This is a genomic window from Streptomyces sp. P9(2023), from assembly GCF_032436795.1.
GTDB lineage: Bacteria > Actinomycetota > Actinomycetes > Streptomycetales > Streptomycetaceae > Streptomyces.
Genome location: NZ_JAUPWM010000034.1, coordinates 38,047 through 57,877, shown reverse-complemented (window position 1 = coordinate 57,877; position 19,831 = coordinate 38,047). Strand labels below are relative to the sequence as shown.

The following is a 19,831-nucleotide window of genomic DNA, read 5'->3' as shown; positions in this document are numbered from 1 at the left end:
GGCTCCACCCACCGTACTCTCAGCCCTCCTCGGGCAGGTCCCCGACCCGGTTCTCCCACTTGGTGGAGAGCACGATCGTCGTACGGGTGCGGGAGACGCCCTTGGTCCCGGAGAGCCGGCGGATCGTCTTCTCCAGGCCGTCGACGTCGCCGACCCGGACCTTGAGCATGTACGAGTCGTCGCCGGCGATGAACCAGCAGTCCTCGATCTCGGCGAGGTCCTTCAGCCGGCGGGCGACGTCCTCGTGGTCGGCGGCGTCGGAGAGGGAGATGCCGATCAGGGCCGTGACACCGAGGCCGAGCGAGGTGGCGTCGACCGTCGCGCGGTAGCCGGTGATGACGCCGGCCGACTCCAGACGGTTGATGCGATCGGTGACGGAGGGCCCGGAGAGCCCGACGAGCCGGCCGAGTTCGGCGTACGAAGCCCTGCCGTTCTCGCGCAGAGCCTGGATGAGCTGCCTGTCCACGGCGTCCATAGGTATGAAGCCTTCCATTGTCCAGCGATACCGCGAGTTTAGGTATAGAATCTAAGGTACACAGGGGTCGACACCCTGTGAATCTTCCAATTAAACAGAGACGATCATTCAGGAGTGGTGTTCACCGTGTACACGATCGAGATGGCCTACGCCCGTATGCGTGAGCTGCAGGAGCTGGCCAACCGCTCGCGTGCCCACCAGCCGTCCACCGCTTCCCGGCGCGCAGCGAAGAAGCACGCCGCCAAGAAGCGCTGACCCCCGGCTACTCATCCCGAGAGGCGGCTCCACCGAGCTCCCCCTCCCAACGGCGGTACAGCCGGTGCGGCACCCCTGCCGCGTCGAGCACCCGCCCGGCGACGAAGTCCACCAGATCCTGGATGTGCGTCGCCCCCGCGTAGAACGCCGGAGAGGCGGGCAGCACCACGGCGCCCGCCTCGTCCAGCGCCACCAGGTGCTTCAGCGTCTGTCCGTTCAGCGGGGTCTCCCGCACGGCGACGACAAGCCTTCTGCGTTCCTTGAGCGTCACGCTCGCCACCCGCTGCAGCAGGTCCTTCGAAAGCCCCAGCGCCACGCCCGCCACCGAAGCGGTCGACGCGGGCACGATCAGCATCCCCTTCACCGGGTACGAGCCGCTGCTCGGCCCGGCGGCCAGATCCCCGGCCGCCCAGTACCGCACGTCGTCGATGTCGACCTGGAACGTCTCCGGCTTCCCGTCGGCGCCCCGCGCCAGCCAGGCCGCCAGGTCCTCGCGCCAGTGCGCGTCCCGGAAGGCGATCCCCGTCTCGTCGAGCAGCGTCAGCCGCGACGCCCGCGAGACGACCAGGTCGACGCTCTCCCCCGCTGCGAGCAGCCCCCTCAGCACGGCGGCGGCGTACGGGGTCCCTGACGCCCCGGACACCCCGACCACCCAGGGACGACGCTGCTGTTCCTCTACCGGCTCCACGCGACCGAGCCTATCCGGCGGCCCGGACGGAGAACTCCGCACGGGGTCCCGTACGTTCCCCCTGCACAGGACGGAACACGGCAGGGGGATGACCATGACAGGCATCGAAGCGACGAGCCGGCGTACGTCCGACCGGGCGAAGCCGGCGATCGCGCTCATGGCGGGCTGGGTGGCCCTGCTCTGGCTCCTCGAACTCGTCGACCTCGCGACAGGCCACGAGCTCGACGAATACGGCATCGTCGCGCGCGACCCGGAGAGCCTCGGCGGGATCCTCGCCGCGCCGTTCCTGCACTTCGGCTTCGGGCACGTGGCCGCCAACAGCGTCCCGCTGCTGATCTTCGGCTTCCTCGCGGCGCTCGGTGGCATCCGCCGCTTCCTCGCCGTCTGCGCGCTGATCATCGTCGCCGACGGCATCGGCGTCTGGCTGATATCCCCGTCGTACTCGATCACCGCGGGCGCGTCCGGACTGGTCTTCGGCCTCTTCGGCTACCTCGTGGTCCGCGGCTTCGTGGAGCGCAAGCCGCTCGGCATCGCGGTGGGCGTGGCGATCGCCGCGCTCTGGGGCGGCTCGATCCTGATGGGCATCTCCCCCACCAACACGACGGTCAGCTGGCAGGGCCACCTCGTCGGCCTGATGGCGGGCGCGGGCGCGGCGTTCCTCTTCCGGCCCTCCCGAGGGCAGGCCGCGCTGCCCTCCTGAGGCTGCCCCGCGGTGCCTCTGGCTCTGCCCTTGGAGACCTGGACCGTTCGACCGCGCCGCGAGGAGACTACGGAAGCGCACGCCATGACGTCACGCCTTCCGGAGCGGCCATGTTCACTCAACGAGACCGAGGAGCAGCCGAGTCCGCGCCGGGTCGCGGGCGCGAGCAGCGGGCACCCGTGGCTCGGGATCGCGTCCATCACCCCGGGCACGCTCAGCACCTCACGCCCGCCGACATGCACGCTCTGCAACGCAGCGTCGGGAACGCGGCCGCGGTCCGCGCGCTCGGCCGACAGCGTCAGATCCAGCGGGTGGAATCCGGCAGCGAGCAGGGCAGCGACGGCGGGCAGGGCAGCCAGGCGCGGTACCGGATCCAGATCCAGACGGCGAAGAACAGCCGCACCCACCACCTCGACTACTGGGCGAACCTCGCGCTCGGTCACGCCTGGGTCGCCCTCTACAAGGAGGAGGGCGGACAGGAGACGTGGAAGTCCTACGGCTTCTTCCCCGCCGAGGACGTCCCCCACACCAAGCCCTTCAAGTCGGTGAAGGGAGCGGTCAAGAGGAACCACGACAATCCGGACAACGCGTCGTCCAAACTCACCGCGGAGCTCACGGAAGAGCAGTACAACAACGCGAGGGAGTTCATCCGGACGAACGAGGGCCGTGAGTACAACCTGGCCACGTTCAACTGCACCACGTTCGCCCGTTCCGTCTTCCACGCCGCGACGGGCGAGTCCGCCCCCGGTCTCGGTCTCCCGCTGCTCGAGAACCCGAACACCCTGCAGGACTCGATCAAGCGGCGCAACGAGAAGAAGGGCGCTCCGCGCAAGGGCGAGAACATCAACGCGGGCGTCGGTTCGAACTCGGACTACGACTCGGACAGTTCCGACGGCAGTTGGAGCGGCAATCCTCTGGGCGGCCTCGTGCAGATCGGCGCGCCCGAAGAACCGGCTCCCGCGCCGCGGCCGCCGGCCGCACCGACGCCCGGGCGCTTCGAGATCGACTGAGCCGCTCCCGGTGCGCGACCGCCGGTGCGCGGCTAGACGGTCAGGCCGCGCACCACGAGGTCGATGAGCGCGCAGAGGAAGAGCGAGATGCCGATGAAGCCGTTCGTCGTGAAGAACGCGCGGTTGAGGCGGGACAGGTCGTGGGGCTTCACGATCGTGTGCTCGTAGCAGAACGCGGCGATCACGATCACGAGCCCGATCCAGAAGAACAGCCCCGCGTCCGTGGCCAGGGCGTACCAGACCAGCAGCCCCGTCGTGACGACCGCCGAAACCCGCGCGCCCCAGAGCGCGGCCGGGACGCCGAAGCGGGCGGGGACCGACATGACGCCCTCGGCGCGGTCGGCCTGGACGTCCTGGCAGGCGAAGATCAGGTCGAAGCCGCCGATCCAGATCCCGACCGCGAGCCCGAGGATCACCGCCTCCCAGGACCACTCCCCGGTCACCGCGAGCCACGCCCCGATCGGCCCTATGGCCTGCGCGAGGCCGAGGATCGCGTGCGGGAAGTTCGTGAACCTCTTGCCGTACGGATAGACCACCATCGGCACGACGGCGAGCGGCGCGAGCGCCAGGCAGAGCGGGTTGAGCAGGGCCGCGGCGCCGAGGAAGACGACGACGGCGATCCCCGCCCCCGTCCACGCCGACCGCACCGACACCGCGCCGGTCACCAGCTCGCGGCCGGCGGTGCGCGGGTTACGGGCGTCGATCTCCCGGTCGATGATCCGGTTGCAGGCCATCGCGAAGGTCCGCAGGCCCACCATGCAGACGGTGACGAGCAGCAGCGTGTCCCAGTGGATGCTCCGGTCCAGCTGGAACATCGCGGTCAGCGAGGCGATGTACGCGAAGGGCAGCGCGAAGACCGAGTGCTCGATCATCACCAGGCGGAGGAACGCCTTGGTACGCCCGGGCTGGGCGCCGGGTACGGCCGCGGTGGTCACAGGCCGTACTCCTTCCAGCGGCGGTCCACGAGCGCGGCCGTCGCCGGGTCCGACTCCACCATGTCCGGCCAGCCGCCGTCCCGGGTGTAGCCCTCCTCGGGCAGCTTCTTCGTCGCGTCGATGCCCGCCTTGCCGCCCCAGAACTGCTGGTACGAGGAGTGGTCCAGGTGGTCCACCGGGCCCTCGACGACGGTCAGGTCACGGGAGTAGTCGGTGTTCCCGAGCGCCCGCCAGGACACCTCGTGCAGGTCGTGGACGTCGCAGTCCTTGTCCACCACGATGATCAGCTTCGTCAGCGACATCATGTGCGCGCCCCAGATGGCGTGCATGACCTTCTGCGCGTGCTTCGGGTACTTCTTGTCGATCGAGACGATCGCGCAGTTGTGGAAGCCGCCCGACTCGGGCAGGTGGTAGTCCACGATGTCCGGCACGATGATCTTGAGCAGCGGCAGGAAGAACCGCTCGGTGGCCCGGCCGAGCGGCCCGTCCTCGGTGGGCGGCCGGCCGACGACGATGGACTGGATCAGCGGACGCTTCCGCATGGTCACGCAGTCGATCTTCAGCGCGGGGAACGGTTCCTGCGGCGTGTAGAACCCGGTGTGGTCGCCGAAGGGACCCTCCGGGAGCATCTCGCCCGGCTCCAGCCACCCCTCGATGACGACTTCGGCGTTCGCCGGCACCTGGAGCGGCACGGTCTTGCAGTCGACCATCTCGATCCGCTTGCCCTGCACGAACCCCGCGAACAGGTACTCGTCGATGTCACCCGGCAGCGGCGCGGTGGACGCGTACGTCACGGCCGGCGGGCAGCCGAACGCGATCGCGACCGGCAGCCGCTCGCCCTTCGCCGCCGCCACCGCGTAGTGGTTCCGGCTGTCCTTGTGGATCTGCCAGTGCATGCCGATGGTGCGCTTGTCGTGCCGCTGGAGGCGGTAGAGCCCGAGGTTGCGGACGCCGGTCTCGGGGTGCTTGGTGTGGGTCAGCCCGAGGTTGAAGAAGGACCCGCCGTCCTTGGGCCAGGTGAAGAGCGCGGGGAGCTGGTCGAGGTCGACGTCGTCCCCGGTGAGGACAACCTCCTGGACGGGCGCGTCCTTCACCTTCTTCGGCGGCACGTGGACCATCGAGCCCAGCTTGCCGAAGGCCTCCCGTACGCCGACGAAGCCGTGCGGCAGCTCGGGCTTGAGCAGCCCGCCGATCTTGTCGCTGATGTCCTCGTACGACTTCAGCCCGAGCGCCTTGAGCAGCCGCCGGTCGGTCCCGAAGACGTTCATCGCTAGCGGCATGGCGGAGCCCTTGACGTTCTCGAAGAGCAGCGCCGGGCCCCCCGCCTTGTTCACCCGGTCGACGATCTCCCCGACCTCCAGGTACGGATCGACTTCGGCCTTGATGCGCTTGAGGTCGCCTTCGCGCTCCAGCGCCCTGAGCAGCGAGCGGAGATCGTCGTAAGCCATGGGGCCCAGTATCGGCCACCGGCTAGGCTTGACTCGTCACCGGGGCCGACGAATCGAACCCCGCCACTGTTTCCAGGGGGCTGTCGCACATGCTCAGGGCGCTGATGTACATCCTGCCGCTGGCGCTGACGATCTACGCGTTCATCGACTGCCTCAACACCCCCGAGGACGAGGCCAAACACCTGCCCAAGGTCGTCTGGGTCATCATCATCCTGCTGTTCTGGATCGTCGGCCCGATCGTCTGGTTCGCGGCGGGCAAGATGCGCAAGCCCCCCGTCGGCGGCCGTACGCCCTCGGAATGGCACCGTAACCACCGCAGCGAGTGGGTCGCCCCCGACGACAACCCCGAGTTCCTCCAGTCCATCCGCGAGGAGAACAAGAAGGACGAGTCCGTCCTCAAGGACTGGGAGGCGGACCTGCGCCGCCGCGAGGAGGAGCTGAAGAAGCGCGAGCAGGACGGCGACGCCAAGGACAGCGGCAGCTGATGGAGCTCCGGCTCCTGATCACCTTCGAGAAGGTGGCGACGGTCCTCTCCTTCACGAGGGCGGCTACGGAACTCCAGTACGCCCAGTCCAGCGTCACGACCCAGATCCGCGCCCTGGAGTCCTCCCTCGGCGTGGAGCTCTTCGAACGGCTCGGCAGCCGTATCCGGCTCACGGAGGCGGGCGAGCGCCTCGTGCCGTACGCCCGCCGGATCATCGAGCTGACGGAGGAGGCGCGGGCCGCGGTCGTGGAGACCGAGGAGCCGGTGGGCCCGATCGCCATCGGCACGATGGAGTCCCTCACTTCCTACCGGCTGCCGCCGCTGCTTGAGCTCTTCCACCACCGCTACCCGAAGGTCCAGCTGTCGCTGCGCCCGACGCTGGGCGACGAGACACGGCAGGCGCTGCGCCAGGGGACGTACGACATCGGCTTCCTGATGGAACCGGAGACGGAACACGCGGGCCTGGAGGCGGAGGTCCTGGCGGAGGAGCCGCTGGTCCTGGTGGCCTCCCCGCGTCACCCGTTGGCAGGCCGTACGAACCTGACTGCCCCGGACCTGGCGGCGGCGCAACTGATGGGCACGGAGCCGGGCTGCCCGTACCGCGACCTGTTCGAGGCGGAGCTCAGCGAATGGGCGCCGCCGTTCATGGAGTTCGGCACGCTGGAGGCGACGAAGCGGGGCGTGGCGGGCGGCCTGGGCATCGCCCTGGTGCCCCGGATCACCGTCTCCGAGGAGCTGGCGTCCGGGGCGCTGGTGGAGCTTGACTGGAAGGTCCCGTTCACCCTGTTCACGCAGATCGCGTGGCGGCGGGGGAAGCGGCTTCCGGCGCATGTGCGGCTGTTCGTGGAGCAGGCGCGGCGACTCGTGGCCGAGCAGGGCCCGCAAGAGTCACCCTGAGGCTGGCGAGCACGATCAGCGGAACACCGAGGGCCTGGACGAGCCCGATGTGATGCCCGTACACGGCCCAGTCGGCGACCATGGCGACGGCGGGGTACGTGAAGGCGAGCACGGCGATCTTGGCGGTGGGCAGCTTCTGGTAGGCGGCGTACATCAGCACGTACATCAGGCCCGTGTGGATGACACCGAGCCCGACGAGCCACCCCCACCGGGCGCCGGTCCCCGCCATGGCTCCGAAGTCGGCGAAGGGCAGTAGCAGCGGAAGCCCGACGAGGACCTGCACGAGGGCGATGAGATGGGGCCGGACGCCGGTGATCCGCTTGGTGACGACGGTCGACAGGGCGTAGAGCACGGCGGCGGCGAGGGCGAGCCCGAGCCCCTTGAGGGAAGCGGTGTCCCCGGGCCGCACACCGGACACGAGCAGGAGCCCGACGAAGGCGACCCCGAGCCAGGCGAACTTGGCGGCGGTGATCCGCTCCCGGAAGAGCACGGCACCGAGGAGAACGAGGAAGAACGGCTGGGTGTGGTAGACGACGGTGGCGAAGGAGATCGAGGTGGCCTCGTAGGCCTCGAAGAGAAACACCCAGTTGAACACGATGAACACCCCACCGAGCGCGGCCGACCCGAGCTTCTTGGCCGTGAACCCGTGCCCGGTGAAGTACCCCCTGACGAGGCTGTACAGCCCGAGGGCGACGGCCCCGAAGAGGCACCGGAAGAACACGACGTTGAAGGGCGATGCCCCTGACTCGACAACGAAGATGCCGAGGGTGCCGGAGAGCACCATGGCAAGGGTCAGTTCGACGGTTCCGCGCGTCTCGTGTCTCATGCCCCCGACGCTACGGAGACGGCCCGTCGCCGGTCCACGAGCCAGTGGGGCGTCCTGCCGATGGGGCCATCGACTCGGCCGATGGCAGGCCCGGCCCGCGTCGCTCACTCCGGAGCGCGGCCGTACTTCTGGAGCGTCGCCTTTGACGTCGAGGTGTCGACGAGCCTCAGCTCCCACGGGCCGGTGTTGACGTCGAAGTCCTTTCCGAAGCCGACCCACTTCCCTGCCATACGGCGGCCGGTCGGCTCCACGAGCATCTGGATCGCGCCGTGGTAGCGGGCGCCCTGGTAGTAGCCCTCGGCGGCGGTCTGCTCGGTCCATGAACCGGTGACCACGCTGCGGTCGATGGTCAGGTCCAGGGTGAGCGGGCTGTCCGGGTTGCTGGACGCTCCGGGCAGGCTCTGGCCGGTCAACCGGGCGCCGTGCTGGAGCAGTACGACGTAGTGCTTGGCCTCCAGTGTCTCGCCGCGCGAGGAACTGAAGAACTCGTACCGTGACAGCCAGATGCCCGAGTAGTTCATGCCCTGCGGTGGCAGCTGTGTGGCGGTCGCCGCCTGAATGCCTTCGGGGCCGAGGTCCATGTCGTGGCCTCCTGCGGAATCGGGATGGACGCGTGCCTGCGGCACGGGCAGGGTGAAGCCCAGGGCTTCGACGGGGCGCCCCGTGACGTGCTCCAGAGCACGGGCGTATACGGGGCGCGGAGCGCGGCTGGTGCCGGATTCCCAACGCTGGACGAGACGCTTGCTTGCTTCGTTCGGCTCGCCCAGCTCCTCGCCGGCTGTGCGGAGCGCTTTCGCTAAGTCGTCCTGGCTCATGCGCAGGCTGATCCGCACGGCCCGCAGAACATCGTTCGTCGCGGCGGTCGTCATGGATTCGACGGTAGTCCCAACAGCAGCCGAATGACACCGATTTGACGCCCACGGGTGACGCCCGAATGACGTCATTCCTGCCGTCGCGATGACCTGGCCCCATGCGGACGATGGATGCCATGCCGATCCGCATCGACGCCTACACGGTCAGAGCTGACGGGACCCGCACAAAGCCCCGAACCCTGTACGAGGGCGAGGGCGGCCCGCCGCTGACGACCAGCGTGATGCCGGTCTGCACATGCCCGCGCTGCTGCCCGCAGCGCTCCGCCAAGAGGAAAGGGACCTTCAGGTGACCATCGCACTTGAGCATCCCCCGATTCACCGCACCGAGCCCCGCACGCTCCTGCCCCGAGAGGTGTGGCGGGCCCTGGTCGCCGACGTGATCGAGGCGCACCCGGGTACGAGCAGGGTCCTGGCCGAGCGGATCATCGGCCAGACCGTCGCCTTCCTGATCGCGGGAACGATGACCGACGGACCGCTGTCCCCGTCCGAGCAAGTCGACTGGGGCTGGCACGCGTTCCTGCTGCGCACCCAGGCGTACCAGGACTTCTGCGACCGGCACGCGGGCCGGTTCATCCACCACCACCCGGGCGTTCCCGACGCGACCGAGACGGGCGGCCCCGAGGGGGCCCGGAATCGCACCGTGGCCGCCATCCGTGCGGCAGGCTTCGACCTGGACCAGGAGCTGTGGCCGGACGCCGCCGAGTGCACGCAGTGTCACTCGGGCTGCACGGACAGCCCGGTGGGCGGCAAGAAGTAGGCACGGCGACATCGCCCGCCCCTCGACCTCCGGTCGGCGGGCGGGCCCTCAGCATGTGGAAGGACGAGGGTGAGCGAACAGGAATCCGGCGCGTGGGACGTGTGGGGGGCGGCCAGGCCGGGACGCAAGGAGGCGAACGCGGCCGGAGCCGCAACGTGGTTCAACTGGACGCAGTGGCCCGATCACGGGCCCGACGAGAAGATCCTCGGCACCCTCTCCGGCGCGCGGGTCCTCGACCTCGGCTGTGGCAGCGGCGGAAACCTCGCTCACCTGGTCGCGCTGGGGGCCGAAGCAGTCGGCGTGGACATCTCGCCCGTCCAGGTGGCCAAGGCGCGTGAACGCTGGCCGCACCTCGATGTGAGGCAGCAGACGGCCGAGAAGTTCCTCGCGACAGGCACGGACGAGTTCGCGGCTGTCTGCTCGGTCTTCGGAGCCGCCTGGTTCACCGATCCCGCCGAGTTGCTGCCCCTGGTCCATGCGTGCCTGGCGCCCGGAGGCGTCTACGCGTTCTCCCACAACCCCCCTGCCCTGACCGGCTGCTACGGACCGCAGGCGTCCCAGATGCAGCCACCGGAGAAGGGGGCGGAGCCCCTGTACGTGAAGCGGTGGGACTACGAGGCCGACACCTGGGCGGAGATTCTTCGGCGGAGTGGGTTCACTGACGTGACGGCCGAGGTGATCGAGCCCCCGGCGGGGAAGCGAACGGGGACTCTGCTCGTCCGGGGCGTCAGAGCCGCGTGAACCAGCCCCATCCCGCTGGCAGCCTCCCCAAGCCGCCGCCCGCGCTCCGACACTCGGCATCAACCGACCACTCCTGCCGTCGTCAGCCAGGCCGGCGCCTCACGCGCGTGCGCCTGGGACGGTAGGGCGCGCCTGATGGCAGGTGCAGCCGCAGGCGAGGTGGCGGACTTCCCGCACCCCCGTCTCCCGAGGGACCCCGTCCCCGCAGCGGTCGTGGCGGCCGACGGTGCAGCGCGGTGACCGGAACTCCGGCTCGGCACCGGCCGCCAGAGCCAGGGTCACCAGGGACAGGCTCACCGCGTCGGCGATCTCCGGCGTCACCCACCAGCCGTCACCCGCGCGGTCGCGGTGCGGGCCGTCGTGCCCCACGTCCAGCACGCAGACCGACCCACCCCACACCGGCCGCACCACCTCCGGGATCGCGAGCACGGACCGCCTCGCCCCACAGCGGCTCATCGGGCAACCCTGGCATGGATGTTCCGGTGGTCGACGTCCACCCCGACCGTCGCCAGCCACAGCGCCCGCCGCCGCCTGCGCTGCACACGAGCGGCCGCCGTCAGGTAGGGGCGCTCCAATGGCGAGCCGGCGCCGTCCAGGAGCATCGCCTGCTCCCGGGCGTACGGTGACCGCCACGTCGGAGCCGGTGCCGCCTGGCGCGGGGTGTGGCGGTGGCGTTGGGTGGCCTGGCGGGGGCGGTGCCTGCCGGTGGGTGGCAGGGCCAGGATCAGCAGCCACATCAGTACGCAGACGATAGGGTTCCGCACGTCATCAACTCCCAACAGTTGGTGGCCATGCCCCGGGACCGGTACCAGCGGTCGCCGGGGACTTACGTCCGCGCCCACCGTAATGCGTGATGCACAGTGATGCATCACGATGTAGCTAGAGCCATCCCAACGTGTATTTGTACGACTATCTACTGTTGGGCCCATGAGTCTTGATCCGAAGTCGGCACGCCCGCTGTACATGCAGCTGGCCGACGTGATCGCAGCGAAGATCGCCTCTGGGGAGTTCGCCCCCGACCGGATGATCCCCACGCCCGGCGTTCTCTCCGAGGAGTACGGCATCGCCGTACTGACCGCCCGCCGGGCCATGCGGGAACTCCGTGAGCGCGGTCTGATCGTCACCGTGCCCGGCAAGGGCTCCTATGTTCTTCCCGCCCAGGAGAACGGCCCCTCGACCGAGGCGTGAGTCCGGCGCCCCGCCGGGGAAGAGTCCCCCCGTGGACCTGGAACACGCACGGCGGTGGCTCGGCACCGCCCTCGATGAGGCACGGGCCGGACGGGACGAAGGTGGGATCCCCGTCGGCGCCGCCCTCTACGGCGCCGACGGCGCCCTCCTCGGGCGTGGGCACAATCGGCGCGTGCAGGACGGGGACCCGGCGGCTCATGCCGAGACCGACGCGTTCCGGTCCGCCGGGCGGCAGCGGTCGTACGCGGGGACGACCATGGTCACGACCCTCTCGCCCTGCTGGTACTGCTCCGGGCTCGTGCGGCAGTTCGGGATCTCGCGGGTGGTCGTCGGGGAGGCGGAGACCTTCCGGGGCGGGCAGGACTGGCTGGTCGAGCACGGGGTCGAGGTCCTCGTGCTCGACGACCCCGCGTGCGTCGCGCTCATGCGGGAGTTCGTCGCCACCCACCCTTCCCTCTGGAACGAGGACATCGGTCATGACTGAAGCCGGCCTTCCCACCATCGATCTCGGCCGCGACCCCGCCCCCCAGCTCCCCGCCGTCGACCTCGCCCTGCGCGACGCCGGGTTCCTGCTCGTCACCGGGCACGGGGTCGACCCGGGGCTTCGGAAAGAGATCCGGGACGTCGCCCGGCGGTTCTTCCATCTCCCCGCCGCCGTCAAGGAGCCGTACGCCGTGCGGGTCGGCGGGCGCGGGTGGCTCGGGCCCGGCGCGGAGGCGAATGCGTACGCGGAGGGGACCGTCACCCCGCCCGACCTGAAGGAGTCGCTCTCCTTCGCCGCCGACGAGCCGACCGGGGACCCCGTCGTGGACGCCGAGTGGTTCCTGCCGAACACCTGGCCCGCCGAGGTACCCGGGCTGAAGCCGCTCGTCGAGACGTACCTCGCGCAGATGCGGACCCTGTCGGACCGGGTTCTCGATCTGCTCGGCGTCGCCCTCGGCGAGGAGCGGGACTTCTTCACGCGGCACACCGGCCACCCGACCTTCGGGTTCAACATCAACTGGTACCCCGGGCGCGAGCGGACCGGCGAGCCCGAGCCCGGTCAGTTCCGGATCGGGCCGCACACCGACTTCGGGACGGTGACCGTCCTCGACCGGCAGGCCGGCAAGGGTGGGCTTCAGGTGTTCACCGACGCCCACGGCTGGCAGGACGCTCCGTACGATCCCGACGCCTTCACCGTCAACATCGGTGATGTGATGGCCGGTTGGACCGGCGGGCGGTGGCGCTCCGGTCGGCATCGCGTCCTTCCGCCGCCCGCCGACGCGCCCACCGAGGAGCTGATCTCGCTCGTGTACTTCTACGAGTGCGACCCCGGCACCACGATCCACGGGATCGACTCCCACGCCTACCTCCGGGGCCGGCTCGACGCGATCGCAACGGGCCGGTAACTCCCCCGCACCAGACTCGAAAAGCCTGCCGCATTCCCAACACGCCGTCGATATCCTGGAGTTGACTGTGACGGGGGTGACGGTACGTGGACAGAGAGCTGTACGGACGCGAGGCGGTCTTCCAGGACGCCGGGCTCGCCGCGCGGTTGGTCGGGCTGACGCCGTACCGCTACGGCCGTACCCCGTACGAACACGCCGACGACCCGCCCGTCACCGTCTTCACCGGGGGCCGGGGCATGGGCAAGACCGCCCTGCTCAAGCAGCTCCGTAACGCCTACAAAGCCGCCACCCCGCTCGCCCTCATCGACTGCGCGCGCGTCGAACCGCCCGCCGACCACGGCCCCGGCTGGAACCCGCTCACCGGCGCGCTCGCCGAGCTCGCCGTCCAGCTGGCGCCGCGCGTGCTCGCGGCCAAGCCCGTGCAGTTCCCCCGGCTCTCGCTCGGTCTCGTCGCCGTCGCCTCCATCAGCTGGTCGCAGGAGGACGACGAGCGGGCCCGGCGCGACCTGCAACGGCTCGGACCGGTCCTCTCCACCGTCGACGCGGCCAAGGGCGCCGCCGCGAACTGGGTCACCAAGGTCCTCACCAAGCTCGCCGCCAACTTCGCCGAGGCCACCGCGCCGATGGCCGGACTGCTCGCCGAGGCGACCGTCGAGACGGTCCTGGAGGAGGTGTTCGGCCGGTTCCAGCAGAAGGCCGAGAGCTGGTACGGGAGTTACCGCAACGCGGGCGGGCGCGGCAAGGCCGGGCTCCAGCAGCTCGCGATGGACTTCGAGCAGGGCGGCCGCCGGCGGCGCGAGGCCGAGGACTTCCTCGTCGCCGCGCTGATCGAGGACCTGGTCCGCGCCTTCACCGGCCTGGCCAACCGGGGCGCCCGCCGCGGCCGGCCGGTCATCCTCCTCGACAACGCCCACGAGCCGCTCGGCCGCCGCCTGGTCGAACCGATCCTGCGGGCCCGCGCCGACGGCCGCCGCGACCGGGTGGTCGTCATCGCCGCCTCCCGCGTCCGCGACCACGACGGCATCCGGCACGCGACCCGGCTGCGGCTGCCCGAGACCGCGCACCGTGCGACCTGCCCGCGCGGCCCGGACGTCACCTCCGGCATCCTCGCGGTCGAGCTGCCCCCGCTGTCGCCCGCCCAGGCGCAGTCCGCGTTCGACCGGTTCGACCCGGCGGGCCGGACCCCGGCCGAACTCGCCCGGGCCGTCCACCGGTTGACCGGCGGACGGCCGCTCGGCGTGGTGCTGCTCGGCCGGGCGGCGGGCGAGGCCCCGGCCGACCAGAAGTCGTCGCTCACCCCCGGCGCGCTCCTCGACCTCACGGTGGAGCTGCGTGAGGACAGCGCGCCCGTACCGGTCGCCCCGACCCTCCTCGAAGAGCTCCTGCCGCGGCTGCGACACGGCCCCTTCGCCGTCCTCGCCGCCGCCCACGACGAGGAGTCGGCCCGGCTGCTGGCCCGCACCCGGCTGCGCGGCGAGTCCCTGGACGGCGACATGGCCCTGCGCGTACGGGACCTGCTGCGCGCCGAGGACTGGCCCGAGGGGCCCGAACACTTCGTCGCCGACCCGCTGCTGCGCGCCCTGCTGCTGCACCGGCTGCGGTTCGAGGACGGCGAGGAGTACGCGACCTGGCGCGCCGTCCACGAGACCCTGCACCGGCACTACGCCCCCGGGCCCGACGCGTGGCCCATCCCGTACCGGCTGCACCAGGAACTGGCCCTCGGCCGCACCGACGACGCCGTGACCCAGCTGCGCGTCACGTTCCCCGAGGCGGACGTCCTCGGCTGGCTCGGCCGGCTCCGCTTCATCGCCTCGGCGCCGTACCCCCGCGACCGGCACCGGGCCGGGCGGCCCGACCCGCGCCGGGCGCTCGCGCTCGGGCAGGCACCGGGCGATCCGCTGCCCGCCACGTTCGACGACGACACCGTCGAACTCCACCTCAGCCTCAGGCGGTTGCTGCACGCCGTCTGGCTGCTGACCGATCCGCTCGCGCTGCCCGACGAGGAGGTGACCGAGAAGCTGGCGCACGAGCTGCGCCAGCTCTCCGGCCGCCACCGGACGGGCAACAGTCCGCTGTGGGACGCGGCCACCCACTGGCCGAGGGACATCCGCGCCTGGCGGGGGCTCTCGCTCCCGCCCGGTACGGAGAACGGAGTCTGAGCCATGGTCGGCCCGCTGCGCTACCGCCTCTGGTACACCGCCCGGCAGAAGATCGTCACGACAGCGGTCGCCGTCGCCGTCCTCGGCTCCGTCGCCGGGTACGCCATCGACCGCGCCCTCACCCCGGAGGACCGTTCCTGCGCCCAGGGCGTCGAGCGCCCGTCCGGCAGCTCCGAGTGCGTCGGCGTCAACGGCGACGGGTACGACTTCGGCGTCCCGTCGCTGACCGAGATCACCGGGCTGATCCGCGACGAGAACCGCACCCTGAAGTCCGGCGAGTACGCGACGGTCGCCCTGCTGCTGCCACTGACGAGCACGGACAGCGGGATGCGGGTCAAGGTCCTGCACGAGATCCAGGGCGCGTACGCCCGCCAGTACCGGGCCAACCACGAGTCGAACAGCGAGACCCCGAAGATCCGGCTCGTCCTCGCCAACACCGGCAAGGGCAACGCTCATTGGAGTACGACGGTCGAGCGGCTGAAGACGATGACCGGCGGGGACGACCGGCTGCGGGCGGTCTCCGGGGTGGCCACCTCCTCGGCGGAGATACGGCAGGCGGTGCAGGCCCTTACGGGTGCGGGCATCGCCGTCGTCGGCACGACGATCACCGCCGACGACATCGCCAACGGCCCCGGCGCGGGCAAGAACCGCTTCCCCGGCCTCGCCCGCGTCTCCCCCACCAACGGCGACGAGGCCAAGGCCCTGGCCCACTTCGGCGAGGTGAATGCGGCGAAGGCGCTGCTCGTCCAGGACACCCGTACGGGAGACCACTACACGGACACCCTGAAGGCCGCGTTCTCGGCCTCCCTCAAGGGCGCGCCGTACGAACCGCAGCTCTTCACCTCCCCCGCCGATCCGACGGAGGAGGGCACGACCGCGAACACCTTCCGCCAGATCACCCATCTGATCTGCGACACGCGCGCGGAGACGGTCTTCTTCGCGGGCCGCCATACGCAGCTGCGGCAGTTCATCAACGCGCTCGGCGCGCGCGGCTGCGCGGAGCGGCCCTTCACGATCCTGACCGGCGACGAGGGCTCGTACCTGGGCGCGGACAGCAAACTCAACCGCGCCGCCCTGAAGGCCAAGCTGACCGTCCGCTACGCCTCCCTCGCCCACCCCGACGCCTGGAAGCCGGCCCCGGGCCGCCCGGTCCCGACGACGGGCGGTTCGACGGCCGCGTACGAGACGTTCGTCGCGGACATGGCCCGCGCGTCGAAGAAGCCGGTCCCGCTGGCGGACGGCCAGGCGATCGTGGCGTACGACGCGATGGCGACGGCCGTCCACGCCATCCGCCAGGCGACCCCGCAGGGCGCCCAGTACCCGCAACTGGCGGACGTGGGCACCCAGTGGCCCCAGGTGAAGGGCTCCCTCCGCGTCGACGGCGCCAGCGGCTGGATCTGCCTGGACAACTACGGCAACCCGTTCAACAAGGCGGTCCCGATCGTCGAACTGGCCGAGGACGGCTCGCAGAGGTTCGTCCAGATCGCCTGGCCGGAGGGCAGGCCCCCGACGAAGGAGTGCCTGCCGCCGAGGAGGGGCTGACCACCCCCCGCTGTGGGCTTACGGCTCCCACTTCGGCCAGGGGGCCTCGTCCCGCTCGTACAGGTCCCGTAGGTGCTGCCACCGGTCGGGCGACCACTCGCGCCAGTCCGTGGGGTGGCCGTCCAGCGCCCGCGCAAGGCGTTCGAAGTGCTCGTGCCACCCGGCCATGACGTCGAGCTTCTCCTCGCGCGCCGCACGGAACTCGTTCGTGAAACGCAGCACGGTCGACCCGCCGCCGCCGGACGGTTCCAGGTGGAACCGGATCCGGCCGTGCGTCGGCTCGACCGTGTACTCCGCCACGTATTCCGGGTCCCAGGCCGTCACCGTCCCCGAGACCACCACGTCCCCATTCAGCCAGCGCAGCGTCACCGCTCCGCCGAGCCTCGGCTCCAGCGGATCCGCCGCGCAGAGCCACTGCGGCAGGCCCTCCGGCGTGGCGACCGCCGCCCACACCCGTACCAGCGGGTGGGGCAGATCGATCACGTACCGCAGGTGATGCAGGTTGCCGTCGTGGGTCTCGCACCTGCCCCGAGGTATCTCGCTCATACCTCTAGCGTCACGCCGGGGAGGGTGCTGTGCCAGCTCAGACGCCCGCGTACGAGTGCTTGCTGCTCACGAAGATGTTCACGCCGTAGTAGTTGAAGAGGAAGCAACCGAAGGCGATGAGCGCGATGTACGCGGCCTTCCGCCCCTTCCAGCCGGCCGTCGCGCGGGCGTGCAGGTACGCCGCGTAGCCGACCCAGGTGATGAACGCCCAGACCTCCTTGGCGTCCCAGCCCCAGTAGCGGCCCCACGCTTCGCCGGCCCAGATCGCGCCGGCGATGACCGTGAAGGTCCACAGCGGGAAGACCGCCGCGTTGACCCGGTACGAGAACTTGTCCAGGGAGGTGGCGGAGGGCAGCCGCTCCAGGACCGAGCGGGCGAAGGAGCCGGGGTTGCCGCCTGACGCGAGCTTGTTCTCGTAGGAGTCGCGGAAGAGGTACAGGACCGTGGCGACCGCGCCGAGGTAGAAGACCGCGCCACAGAAGATCGCGGTCGTGACGTGGATCCACATCCAGTAGGAGTCCAGCGCGGGAACGAGCTGGTCGCTCTCGGTGTAGAGCACGGTCGTGGCGACGCCCAGGTCCAGCAGGACGGTCGTCACCAGCGGCAGACCGATCCAGCGGACGCTCTTCTTCGCGAGCAGGAAGGCGAGGTACGCGCCCACCGCCACGGTGGAGAGCGTGGTGGAGAACTCGTACATGTTGCTCCAGGGCGCGCGCTGCACCGCGAGGGCGCGGGAGAGCACACCGGCGACCTCGATCAGGAACGCGAGCGCGGTGAGCGAGACGGCGATACGGCCGTACAGGTCGCCCTTGACCGTGCCGCCGGCCGCGCCGGAGCCGTCGGGCACGTCGCGGGCGCCCGCGCCGGACCGGGTGACGACCACGGGCTTGTCGAGGACGGCGGTACCTCCGGCGGCCGTCTTCACCTGGACCGTGACGGCGGGAGCGGCGGCCGTCGCCGTCTTCGTGGTCAGCGCGGCGGCCGTACGGCCGACCTTGCTGCGGCTGCCGAACACCCACTCGGCGATGTGCGCGAGGAAGGCCAGCGTGTAGACGGCCATCGAGGAGTAGATGAGCGAGTTGCTCAACTGCGCCAGACTCTCGTTGGTCTCGGCGGCGAGACTCACGGCGGCGAGATTCACTTCTCAGCCCCTTCGGCGGTTTCGGGTTCGGCAGGTTCGGCTTCGGCGGGTTCGGCAGGTTCGGCTTCGGCGGGTTCTGCTGTTGCGGATTCGGCGTCCGCCGGTTCGGCTTCCGCGGGTTCCGGCGCGGTCGGCGCCTGTGCGTGGATCGTGACCGCGAGAGCGGCCAGCTCCTCCGGGAGCTTGGCGGACTCGTTCCGGCCAAGGCCCGCCATCTCGACGACGGTGACGCCGTCCTTCCCCCGTACGGCCCGCAGCCAGACCCGGCGGCGCTGGATGAAGAGCGAGCCGGTCAGGCCCAAGAGCGACGCGATCGCGCCCGCGAGGGCGAGGCCGTTGCCCGGCTGCTGGGAGATCTGGAAGCTCGCCCACTCCCTGATGTCCTTCTCGAAGGTGATCGAGCCTGCGCCGTCGGGCAGGGTCATCGTCTCGCCGGGCAGCAGCCGGTTGGCCTTGCCGGTGCCGCCCTCGACCTTGAACTGCTTCATCTTGGAGGTGTCGAGCTGGTACACGTTCTGCGGCAGCCCCGAGTTCACGCGCAGGTCGCCGCGGTAGCCGGTGAGGGCCATGACGGGGAAGTCGAGCGCCGGGAACTGGGAGAACATGTTCCCCTTGCCGACGCCCGCGAACGTCGGCACGAAGAAGGCCTTGAAGCCCAGCTGCTCCTTCTTGCCGTTCTTGTCGCGGTAGCCGTCCATCACCTTGATCGCGCCGGTGGAGGTGACGTTGCTGTCGAACGGCAGCAGCGGGACTGCGCCTTGGAAGACGACCTTGCCCCGGCCGTCCTTGACGGTGACGACGGGCGCGTACCCATGGGCGATCAGGTACACCTTGGAGCCGCCGACCTTCAGAGGCTCGTTGACGCGGATGACCGCCTTCTTGTCCGGACCGTCGGCCTCGGAGTACGTGACGGCGGCCTCGAAGGTGCGCGGGGTGCCACGCTGCGGGCCGCTCTTCTCGTACGTACCGGTGAAGCTGTCCAGCGTGAAGCCGAAGGGCGCGAGGTCCTCCGTGCTGCAGAGGGAGCCGGACTTGAAGTCGTCGTACTGGGTGAGGGTGTTGGAGAAGCCGTCGCCCTCGATGACCAGCTTGCCGCCCTCGGACTTGAAGAGCTGGCCCCAGGCGAAGGCGACGAGCATCACGATCAGCGCGATGTGGAAGAGCAGGTTCCCCGCCTCGCGGAGGTAGCCCTTCTCGGCGGAGACGGCGTCCTCGACGATGTGCGCGCGGAACCGGCGGCCCTTGAGGACGCCGAGCGCGGCCTCACGGACATGCTCGGGCTCGGCATCGGTCCGCCAGGTCGTGTACGCGGGCAGCCGGGTCAGGCGGCCGGGGGCGCCGGGCGGCCGGCCGCGGAGCTGGCCGACGAACTGCCAGCTGCGCGGGACGATGCAGCCGATGAGGGAGACGAAGAGCAGTATGTAGATCGCCGAGAACCACACCGAGCTGTAGACGTCGAACAGCTGGAGTTTCTCGTAGATCGGCGTGAGCGTCGGGTGGGCCTTCTGGAAGGTCTGCACCTTCACTTCGTCCGCGCTGGTCTGCGGGATGAGCGAGCCCGGGATCGCGCCGAGGGAGAGCAGGAAGAGCAGGATCAGCGCGACCCGCATCGAGGTCAGCTGGCGCCAGAACCAGCGGATCCAGCCGACGACCCCGAGGGTCGGGCCGGCGACGATGGCCTCGGCGGCGGTCTCCTCGCGGGGCGCGGTCGAGAGCTGAGCCCCGGGTTCGCCGAGGTTGTCCTGCTCCTGGGTTGTTTCGGTCTTGCTCATCAGAACT

General features: G+C 70.4%; 24 protein-coding genes. 13 read left to right on the top strand and 11 right to left on the bottom strand.

Translation table 11 applies throughout. The annotated features are described in order from the left end of the window. Positions 1-19: 19 nt before the first annotated feature. Positions 20-475 carry an Lrp/AsnC family transcriptional regulator gene (locus Q5762_RS29775; protein WP_315895366.1) on the bottom strand — a complete coding sequence of 152 codons (456 nt, stop codon included), beginning with the start codon at positions 473-475 and terminating at the stop codon, positions 20-22. Between the two features lie 114 nt (positions 476-589). Between Q5762_RS29775 and Q5762_RS29770 the strand changes: the two genes are divergently transcribed. Beyond that, positions 590-730: a hypothetical protein gene (locus Q5762_RS29770; protein WP_315895365.1), complete on the top strand. Its 141-nt coding sequence runs from the start codon at positions 590-592 to the stop codon at positions 728-730. 7 nt (positions 731-737) lie between these two features. On the opposite strand, the gene Q5762_RS29765 is transcribed toward Q5762_RS29770, so the two are convergent. Continuing rightward, positions 738-1,418: a UbiX family flavin prenyltransferase gene (locus Q5762_RS29765; RefSeq protein ID WP_315895364.1), complete on the bottom strand. Its 681-nt coding sequence runs from the start codon at positions 1,416-1,418 to the stop codon at positions 738-740. A 94-nt stretch (positions 1,419-1,512) separates the two neighbouring features. Between Q5762_RS29765 and Q5762_RS29760 the strand changes: the two genes are divergently transcribed. Both Q5762_RS29760 and Q5762_RS29755 read left to right on the top strand, forming a co-directional pair. Continuing rightward, a complete protein-coding gene (locus tag Q5762_RS29760) occupies positions 1,513-2,118 on the top strand; it encodes a rhomboid family intramembrane serine protease (RefSeq protein ID WP_399495293.1) in 606 nt (201 codons plus the stop codon). A gap of 236 nt (positions 2,119-2,354) precedes the next feature. Further along, positions 2,355-3,128, top strand: a complete 774-nt coding sequence (locus Q5762_RS29755) for a hypothetical protein (protein ID WP_315895362.1) — start codon at positions 2,355-2,357, stop codon at positions 3,126-3,128. A 32-nt stretch (positions 3,129-3,160) separates the two neighbouring features. Here the strand turns inward: Q5762_RS29755 and mqnP are convergent, their stop codons facing one another. Together mqnP and Q5762_RS29745 are read right to left on the bottom strand one after the other, a co-directional pair. Further along, positions 3,161-4,063, bottom strand: coding sequence for a menaquinone biosynthesis prenyltransferase MqnP (mqnP, locus tag Q5762_RS29750; protein ID WP_315895361.1), 903 nt, complete (start codon positions 4,061-4,063; stop codon positions 3,161-3,163). Further along, positions 4,060-5,511: a menaquinone biosynthesis decarboxylase gene (locus Q5762_RS29745; RefSeq protein WP_315895360.1), complete on the bottom strand. Its 1,452-nt coding sequence runs from the start codon at positions 5,509-5,511 to the stop codon at positions 4,060-4,062. Before Q5762_RS29745 ends, mqnP begins: the two co-directional genes overlap by 4 nt. Positions 5,512-5,600: 89 nt before the next feature. Between Q5762_RS29745 and Q5762_RS29740 the strand changes: the two genes are divergently transcribed. Both Q5762_RS29740 and Q5762_RS29735 read left to right on the top strand, forming a co-directional pair. Continuing rightward, a complete protein-coding gene (locus Q5762_RS29740) occupies positions 5,601-5,996 on the top strand; it encodes a PLD nuclease N-terminal domain-containing protein (RefSeq protein ID WP_315895359.1) in 396 nt (131 codons plus the stop codon). Continuing rightward, positions 5,996-6,892, top strand: coding sequence for a LysR family transcriptional regulator (locus tag Q5762_RS29735; protein ID WP_315895358.1), 897 nt, complete (start codon positions 5,996-5,998; stop codon positions 6,890-6,892). Before Q5762_RS29740 ends, Q5762_RS29735 begins: the two co-directional genes overlap by 1 nt. Here Q5762_RS29735 and Q5762_RS29730 read toward each other — a convergent pair. Together Q5762_RS29730 and Q5762_RS29725 are read right to left on the bottom strand one after the other, a co-directional pair. Further along, positions 6,783-7,718 carry a DMT family transporter gene (locus tag Q5762_RS29730; protein WP_315895357.1) on the bottom strand — a complete coding sequence of 312 codons (936 nt, stop codon included), beginning with the start codon at positions 7,716-7,718 and terminating at the stop codon, positions 6,783-6,785. The two genes, Q5762_RS29735 and Q5762_RS29730, sit on opposite strands and share 110 nt — an antisense overlap. A 104-nt stretch (positions 7,719-7,822) precedes the next feature. Next, on the bottom strand, positions 7,823-8,587 hold the full coding sequence (locus tag Q5762_RS29725) for a helix-turn-helix transcriptional regulator (RefSeq protein WP_315895356.1): 765 nt from the start codon (positions 8,585-8,587) through the stop codon (positions 7,823-7,825). 119 nt (positions 8,588-8,706) lie between these two features. Between Q5762_RS29725 and Q5762_RS29720 the strand changes: the two genes are divergently transcribed. From Q5762_RS29720 to Q5762_RS29710, 3 genes are all read left to right on the top strand, one after another. Continuing rightward, the gene (locus Q5762_RS29720) at positions 8,707-8,880 is read left to right on the top strand and encodes a hypothetical protein (RefSeq protein WP_315895355.1); all 174 of its coding nucleotides are present in this window, start codon (positions 8,707-8,709) and stop codon (positions 8,878-8,880) included. Beyond that, positions 8,877-9,347 carry a hypothetical protein gene (locus Q5762_RS29715; RefSeq protein WP_315895354.1) on the top strand — a complete coding sequence of 157 codons (471 nt, stop codon included), beginning with the start codon at positions 8,877-8,879 and terminating at the stop codon, positions 9,345-9,347. The genes Q5762_RS29720 and Q5762_RS29715 overlap by 4 nt, the downstream gene beginning before the upstream one ends. A gap of 69 nt (positions 9,348-9,416) precedes the next feature. Continuing rightward, positions 9,417-10,088 (top strand): class I SAM-dependent methyltransferase, encoded by a 672-nt coding sequence (locus Q5762_RS29710; protein ID WP_315895353.1) that lies wholly within the window; start codon positions 9,417-9,419, stop codon positions 10,086-10,088. A gap of 99 nt (positions 10,089-10,187) precedes the next feature. Here the strand turns inward: Q5762_RS29710 and Q5762_RS29705 are convergent, their stop codons facing one another. Further along, complete coding sequence (locus Q5762_RS29705; protein ID WP_315895352.1) at positions 10,188-10,544, bottom strand: hypothetical protein; 357 nt, start codon at positions 10,542-10,544, stop codon at positions 10,188-10,190. Continuing rightward, positions 10,541-10,852: a hypothetical protein gene (locus Q5762_RS29700; RefSeq protein WP_315895351.1), complete on the bottom strand. Its 312-nt coding sequence runs from the start codon at positions 10,850-10,852 to the stop codon at positions 10,541-10,543. Before Q5762_RS29700 ends, Q5762_RS29705 begins: the two co-directional genes overlap by 4 nt. Positions 10,853-11,015: 163 nt before the next feature. Here Q5762_RS29700 and Q5762_RS29695 point away from each other — a divergent pair, with 163 nt between their 5' ends. The 5 genes from Q5762_RS29695 (at position 11,016) to Q5762_RS29675 (ending at position 16,365) form a co-directional block, all read left to right on the top strand. After that, positions 11,016-11,276, top strand: coding sequence for a GntR family transcriptional regulator (locus Q5762_RS29695; protein WP_315895350.1), 261 nt, complete (start codon positions 11,016-11,018; stop codon positions 11,274-11,276). A 31-nt stretch (positions 11,277-11,307) separates the two neighbouring features. Next, positions 11,308-11,760 carry a nucleoside deaminase gene (locus tag Q5762_RS29690; RefSeq protein ID WP_315895349.1) on the top strand — a complete coding sequence of 151 codons (453 nt, stop codon included), beginning with the start codon at positions 11,308-11,310 and terminating at the stop codon, positions 11,758-11,760. Further along, positions 11,753-12,664: a 2-oxoglutarate and iron-dependent oxygenase domain-containing protein gene (locus tag Q5762_RS29685; protein ID WP_315895348.1), complete on the top strand. Its 912-nt coding sequence runs from the start codon at positions 11,753-11,755 to the stop codon at positions 12,662-12,664. Before Q5762_RS29690 ends, Q5762_RS29685 begins: the two co-directional genes overlap by 8 nt. 86 nt (positions 12,665-12,750) lie before the next feature. Then, positions 12,751-14,823, top strand: a complete 2,073-nt coding sequence (locus tag Q5762_RS29680; protein WP_315895347.1) for a hypothetical protein — start codon at positions 12,751-12,753, stop codon at positions 14,821-14,823. Positions 14,824-14,826: 3 nt separating this feature from the next. Next, entirely contained in the window at positions 14,827-16,365 is a 1,539-nt protein-coding gene (locus tag Q5762_RS29675) for a hypothetical protein (protein ID WP_315895346.1), read from the top strand. Positions 16,366-16,383: 18 nt separating this feature from the next. Here the strand turns inward: Q5762_RS29675 and Q5762_RS29670 are convergent, their stop codons facing one another. Genes Q5762_RS29670 through Q5762_RS29660 form a run of 3 tightly spaced genes read right to left on the bottom strand, consistent with a single transcriptional unit; the run spans position 16,384 to position 19,824 of the window. Beyond that, on the bottom strand, positions 16,384-16,911 hold the full coding sequence (locus tag Q5762_RS29670) for an SRPBCC domain-containing protein (RefSeq protein WP_315895345.1): 528 nt from the start codon (positions 16,909-16,911) through the stop codon (positions 16,384-16,386). A 37-nt stretch (positions 16,912-16,948) separates the two neighbouring features. Then, positions 16,949-18,037, bottom strand: a complete 1,089-nt coding sequence (ccsB, locus tag Q5762_RS29665; protein ID WP_315895385.1) for a c-type cytochrome biogenesis protein CcsB — start codon at positions 18,035-18,037, stop codon at positions 16,949-16,951. Between the two features lie 11 nt (positions 18,038-18,048). Further along, entirely contained in the window at positions 18,049-19,824 is a 1,776-nt protein-coding gene (locus tag Q5762_RS29660) for a cytochrome c biogenesis protein ResB (RefSeq protein ID WP_315895344.1), read from the bottom strand. Positions 19,825-19,831: the final 7 nt, after the last annotated feature.

What these genes read in the sequence shown, in the direction of transcription:
- Q5762_RS29775 (WP_315895366.1), bottom strand. Translation starts at nt 475, where the DNA reads ATGGACGCCGTGGACAGGCAGCTCATCCAGGCTCTGCGCGAGAACGGC.
- Q5762_RS29760 (WP_399495293.1), top strand. Translation starts at nt 1,513, where the DNA reads ATGACAGGCATCGAAGCGACGAGCCGGCGTACGTCCGACCGGGCGAAG.
- Q5762_RS29755 (WP_315895362.1), top strand. Translation starts at nt 2,355, where the DNA reads ATGCACGCTCTGCAACGCAGCGTCGGGAACGCGGCCGCGGTCCGCGCG.
- Q5762_RS29745 (WP_315895360.1), bottom strand. Translation starts at nt 5,511, where the DNA reads ATGGCTTACGACGATCTCCGCTCGCTGCTCAGGGCGCTGGAGCGCGAA.
- Q5762_RS29740 (WP_315895359.1), top strand. Translation starts at nt 5,601, where the DNA reads ATGCTCAGGGCGCTGATGTACATCCTGCCGCTGGCGCTGACGATCTAC.
- Q5762_RS29735 (WP_315895358.1), top strand. Translation starts at nt 5,996, where the DNA reads ATGGAGCTCCGGCTCCTGATCACCTTCGAGAAGGTGGCGACGGTCCTC.
- Q5762_RS29730 (WP_315895357.1), bottom strand. Translation starts at nt 7,718, where the DNA reads ATGAGACACGAGACGCGCGGAACCGTCGAACTGACCCTTGCCATGGTG.
- Q5762_RS29725 (WP_315895356.1), bottom strand. Translation starts at nt 8,587, where the DNA reads ATGACGACCGCCGCGACGAACGATGTTCTGCGGGCCGTGCGGATCAGC.
- Q5762_RS29720 (WP_315895355.1), top strand. Translation starts at nt 8,707, where the DNA reads ATGCCGATCCGCATCGACGCCTACACGGTCAGAGCTGACGGGACCCGC.
- Q5762_RS29705 (WP_315895352.1), bottom strand. Translation starts at nt 10,544, where the DNA reads ATGAGCCGCTGTGGGGCGAGGCGGTCCGTGCTCGCGATCCCGGAGGTG.
- Q5762_RS29695 (WP_315895350.1), top strand. Translation starts at nt 11,016, where the DNA reads ATGAGTCTTGATCCGAAGTCGGCACGCCCGCTGTACATGCAGCTGGCC.
- Q5762_RS29685 (WP_315895348.1), top strand. Translation starts at nt 11,753, where the DNA reads ATGACTGAAGCCGGCCTTCCCACCATCGATCTCGGCCGCGACCCCGCC.
- Q5762_RS29675 (WP_315895346.1), top strand. Translation starts at nt 14,827, where the DNA reads ATGGTCGGCCCGCTGCGCTACCGCCTCTGGTACACCGCCCGGCAGAAG.
- Q5762_RS29670 (WP_315895345.1), bottom strand. Translation starts at nt 16,911, where the DNA reads ATGAGCGAGATACCTCGGGGCAGGTGCGAGACCCACGACGGCAACCTG.
- Q5762_RS29660 (WP_315895344.1), bottom strand. Translation starts at nt 19,824, where the DNA reads ATGAGCAAGACCGAAACAACCCAGGAGCAGGACAACCTCGGCGAACCC.